The sequence below is a fragment of the Cytophagia bacterium CHB2 genome (genome assembly GCA_030263535.1).
GTDB lineage: Bacteria > Zhuqueibacterota > Zhuqueibacteria > Zhuqueibacterales > Zhuqueibacteraceae > Coneutiohabitans.
This window is the reverse complement of the sequence record SZPB01000471.1, coordinates 1-4091: the sequence shown is the minus strand read 5'-3', so window position 1 is coordinate 4091 and position 4091 is coordinate 1. Positions and strand designations below refer to the sequence as shown.

Here is a 4091-nt window from a genome sequence, read left to right as displayed (position 1 = left end):
GAAGAAATGCGCGCCAAAAGCTTGACAACTTTGTCCGCAAGTGTTCGAGATTACATGAACACGGCGTGGTAAACTTGCTGATCGAACTGCAAACGATAAACCGGCTCCTTGAATTGCGCTTTGATCCTGCCGCGATTTCTTTCCCAAACGACGTCGATGATCTCGCCCGGCTCGCGTCCGGGTAGGAAATCGCGGCGAACGTGTTCGCGAAAAAAAGCGGGCAAAACGCCATCGAGGGCTTCCGTGCGAAGCGTGCGCAGCTCCAGCGCTGGAAGCGGAACCACGGTATCCGCGATTGCCGGTTCAATTGAAGCAAGCGGCTCGATTGTCTTCGGCACGCCAAGCCATTCGATCCAGCTCGTAAACGGCGCGCTGCCGAGGTAGGGCAAATACCGATACTTCGATTGCCGCAGGGCCTCTTCAAGTTCTTTGGCCAGCGCCGCTTCGGCAATCTTGAGAAAGATGCGATAATGCAGTGGCGCCTGAGGAAAGGATGGAGCCACAAGCAGTTCTGCCGGTATTTGCGTGTGCAAATTATCCCCGCTCATGTTCAGATCGTTGGCGCTTTTCGCAAAGATGTAATTTACCGTCTGCACCAGCTTACGCGGCGGCGTCACGATTTGCACGGCGATTTGCAAGTTGCGCGGGGTGAAGCGTTCGTAGTATTCGTCCTTTTCGATACCCAACACCCCGGCCAGCATGCCGGCCACCACAGTAGGCGGCGGAAACGAATAGCTGAGCGCGGAGGAATTGGCGTCGAATTGGCGAAAATGCGCCATGAAGCCTTTCCAGTCGAATGCCAGAAAATGTGAATTCATGATTGGCTCTCCGTTTTAGAAGGCCAGCGGTGAGCCGTTCGGCAAAGCATCGAGCGCACCAACGAGCGAGAGCGCGCCGTCTTTCCAGAATTTCACCTGTTGAATTTTGGCTCTGTTCTCCTGCAATTTTTCGACGAGGGAAGTAATATCAAGCTTCACATTTTGAACGGAAAATACTTCGTCATCTTTATTCGTGCCCTGCGGGCTGAATTTTATCCACTTGCGCAAGTCGCCGAGAACAAAGCTGTCGCTGTTATATTCGACACGAACGTACAAACGCGGTTCCTGCCCCACTTTGCTGCGCGTGGCATGCAAGGGAATGGCCTTAATCAGCGCCTGATCGAGCAAAGCCACGTCTTCTTTTTTCAAACCGGTGTTCTTGGCATTGTATCCTGAAATAATGCCGTGGAAGGCGATCAGCGAGTATTTGACGCGATAGTCCTTGCCGATTGTGCCTTGCTCTTTGCCGGCTTCCGCGCTGAAGTGAGAAGTAATCGATTTGGTATCGAGCAGGTAAACGCGATTGAGAGAATAGCCCCAGTTGAATTGCACCGGTCCGGTGAAGGCAATGGATTGGCCTTTGCCCTCCAGCTTGATCGGCATGGTGGCGCCAAAGAGACGCACATCGATCAGCTTGTTGAGCAGGGTTTGCAATTCTTCATCGCCCAGCTTCGCCGCTTTTTTTTGCCCCAGCACCGCTTGAATCCGTTCCGAGGCGTTGACGGTTTTACCGGCCTCGCCTTTTTGCACGAAAAGTTCATGCCCGTTCTCTTGCAGATAGTCGCGTATGTAGCGCTTGAGCCGCACGTCGCTGACCAAATTGGTCTGTGTGGGATAATCCATGCGCGGACGGTTCTCTTCGTCGGGATCGCCGTTGGGATTGCACAGGTGCGCATCGTAAACGAACAAAATTTCGGAATTATTCATCGTAACCTCCTGAGGGTTGAATTTTTTTGAATATTGAAAAATAACTGCCGGTTCAGTTTGAGTTTCTGAATCGCAATTGCTTCAAGCTAATTCTTCTTCCATCGGTTCGGTTTCTTCCGTCTCCGCTGTTCCAGCAGGTGGCTTCGAGCGCAACAAATTCATCGAGTAGCCGGAAAGCAGGTAAAACACGCGCTCGTCTGCCGTCAGCTCTTTATGCGCGCCGGTTTCGTAGAGCTTTTTGGCGAGAGCCAGCCAACGCTCGGCGTAACTAACGGTCTTGTTCTTGCGGTACTGGCGAATTTTCTCAAACGCATCATTGAATAAGCGAACAATTTTTTCTTCGCTCATACCTTGATAGTTGATTTTTTCCAGCACCGGCTTGTTTTCAAGGCCTTCTTTGTACTGCGCATACGCAATGACACCGATAACGTACCCCAGCAGCGCCAACCCCTGCTGTGCCGCATTGTAACCAAGCTCGGCAAAGGCTTCCTTTACACCGTCGGGGAAATAGTCATCGAATTCGTTTGTGTTCATAGTCGATTCTCCTTCAATAAGGTTGAGCTTTTGCAAAAACAGCAAAAAGAGATTCCATTTTAGCGTGTCGGCCATCAAGGCATAGTCCGGATTATTTGATTTCTGGATTTGATAAAGTGCGTAACTCTCGAAATGATGGACGCATGCCAATTGCTTGTAGAAATGGTAAAGCTGTTTCTTTTGCACGGGCAGCCCGTTGAAAATGCAGGCATAGAGTTGCAATATTTTTTTGTATTCCTGCAAATCTGCGCCGCGCTTGCGCAGGGGGATCAAACGGTAAATCTGATCCAAATCGAAACTGATGTTGTCGGGAATCTCCAGTTTTTTCCTGCTATCGTCAGTTTCATGCGTGCGCTTTGTGATTTCCATAATCCGCGAGGGCGGCACGTCTTTGATCAGGGTAAGCACTTTGAATGCAGACTGCGATTTGCGAAAAAAGAGAAAATTCCAGATAAAGGCATTTTGCTCGAACACACCCATGTGCTCGGCGCGTTCTTTGATATTGCTCTCTGCTTCGCGCAACGATGCGATATTTTTGACTTCATTGAATTCGCGGGTGATCGCCTGCAAATAGCGAAAGAGGCGAATGGCTTCCATTTCCCCCCAAATCGTTTGTGGCATGACGTAGACCTCGAACCCACCGAGTCGCGTGCGCAAATGCTGGTCAATCCACTTCTCCGCAATGATAATGTTTTGATAACAGGATTTGCAGGCCGTGACCGCTTTGTAGTAGTTGCTCGAATCAAAGTGGGAAGCGAAGCTCACTTTGTCCGTCATGTAGAATTTCATGGCAAAGCGCGTGGTATCCTGAGTTACCTCAGTTTTTGTTCCGCAGACAGAACAGGTTCCGGAGAAGCCTCCCGCGAAGGCGCTTTCCGAGTTTTGTCGCCAAAGAAAGCGCTGATAATCCGGATGGCCGGCCACCGGCTCGCCGTTCACACAAATGGTATAAATCGTTTCTTTGGCCGGCGCCGTGGTTTTTTCTTCGATCAATTTCGCTAGCTCTTTTGCATAGTCAGCAATGGCATCTTTCAAATTTTCCGGTTTTTTCGCGAAGTGGGAAGAGGCATCAGGAATGAATTTCTCGTTCAAAACGAAAGCCGATTTCTTCCCGCTCTCTTCCTGAACCTCCATGAAAAAACGATCACGCGCTTTTTGCAGCAGCTTTTTCAATTCGGAGTCTTCCGGTAGAAAGTCGGCCAGATTGGGTAGCGTCTGAGAAACAAGATAACCCAGGTTGCTGCTGGTCGGTGAAAACTGTGGGCGATTGCCTTTTTCCGAAGCCACAAACAGATATTCTTGCAGCTTTTGTTTGGACAGGCCGTTTTCGCCGCCTTCCGCTAGCAGGTCGAAGACCAGCGATTTTTTGGCCAGGTCGAAATCGATCCCGACGATGTACCGCTGTTTCGTGGCTTCAGGAATGAGGAATTCCAGCAAATCGCTTTGCGAATTGCCGGAGACGATTTTTCCGATATCCGCTATGACATTGAGCATTTGATACTCCTTCCTAAAGAAGATTGCAACTTTGTTCAACTTGGTCCAAGAATCGGCATACTGATTCAACCTAATTAAGTAATTTTTCATATTCATTTCTTCTTTGGACAACTTACCGGTCCATATCTCACTATCACCATTGTCCTCCAACATTATCTCGAAACGTTCAGCAGTCACCTGCAAACGTCATAAATATACTACCCAACCCTGACAACTGCTGTCAGTCAATCTTCTCCGCGTGGAGTGAAGTCGGACTTGCGTCTGGAGACGTTTCTGAACCATGAAACAGTCCATGCGCAAGTCCGACTTCGCCCGACT

General features: G+C 49.7%; 3 protein-coding genes. All 3 read right to left on the bottom strand.

Features of this window, described 5'->3' with window-relative positions:
• Nucleotides 1-50 precede the first annotated feature (50 nt).
• Complete coding sequence (gene cas5b, locus FBQ85_27410) at nucleotides 51-818, bottom strand: type I-B CRISPR-associated protein Cas5 (protein MDL1878860.1); 768 nt, start codon at nucleotides 816-818, stop codon at nucleotides 51-53.
• A gap of 15 nt (nucleotides 819-833) precedes the next feature.
• Nucleotides 834-1745 (bottom strand): type I-B CRISPR-associated protein Cas7/Csh2, encoded by a 912-nt coding sequence (gene cas7b, locus FBQ85_27405; GenBank protein ID MDL1878859.1) that lies wholly within the window; start codon nucleotides 1743-1745, stop codon nucleotides 834-836.
• Between the two features lie 81 nt (nucleotides 1746-1826).
• Complete coding sequence (locus tag FBQ85_27400) at nucleotides 1827-3926, bottom strand: TIGR02556 family CRISPR-associated protein (protein MDL1878858.1); 2100 nt, start codon at nucleotides 3924-3926, stop codon at nucleotides 1827-1829.
• Nucleotides 3927-4091 lie beyond the last annotated feature (165 nt).

Excerpts from the sequence above, each read along its gene's own strand:
- cas5b (MDL1878860.1), bottom strand. The coding sequence starts at position 818 with ATGAATTCACATTTTCTGGCATTCGACTGGAAAGGCTTCATGGCGCAT.
- cas7b (MDL1878859.1), bottom strand. The coding sequence starts at position 1,745 with ATGAATAATTCCGAAATTTTGTTCGTTTACGATGCGCACCTGTGCAAT.
- FBQ85_27400 (MDL1878858.1), bottom strand. The coding sequence starts at position 3,926 with ATGTTGGAGGACAATGGTGATAGTGAGATATGGACCGGTAAGTTGTCC.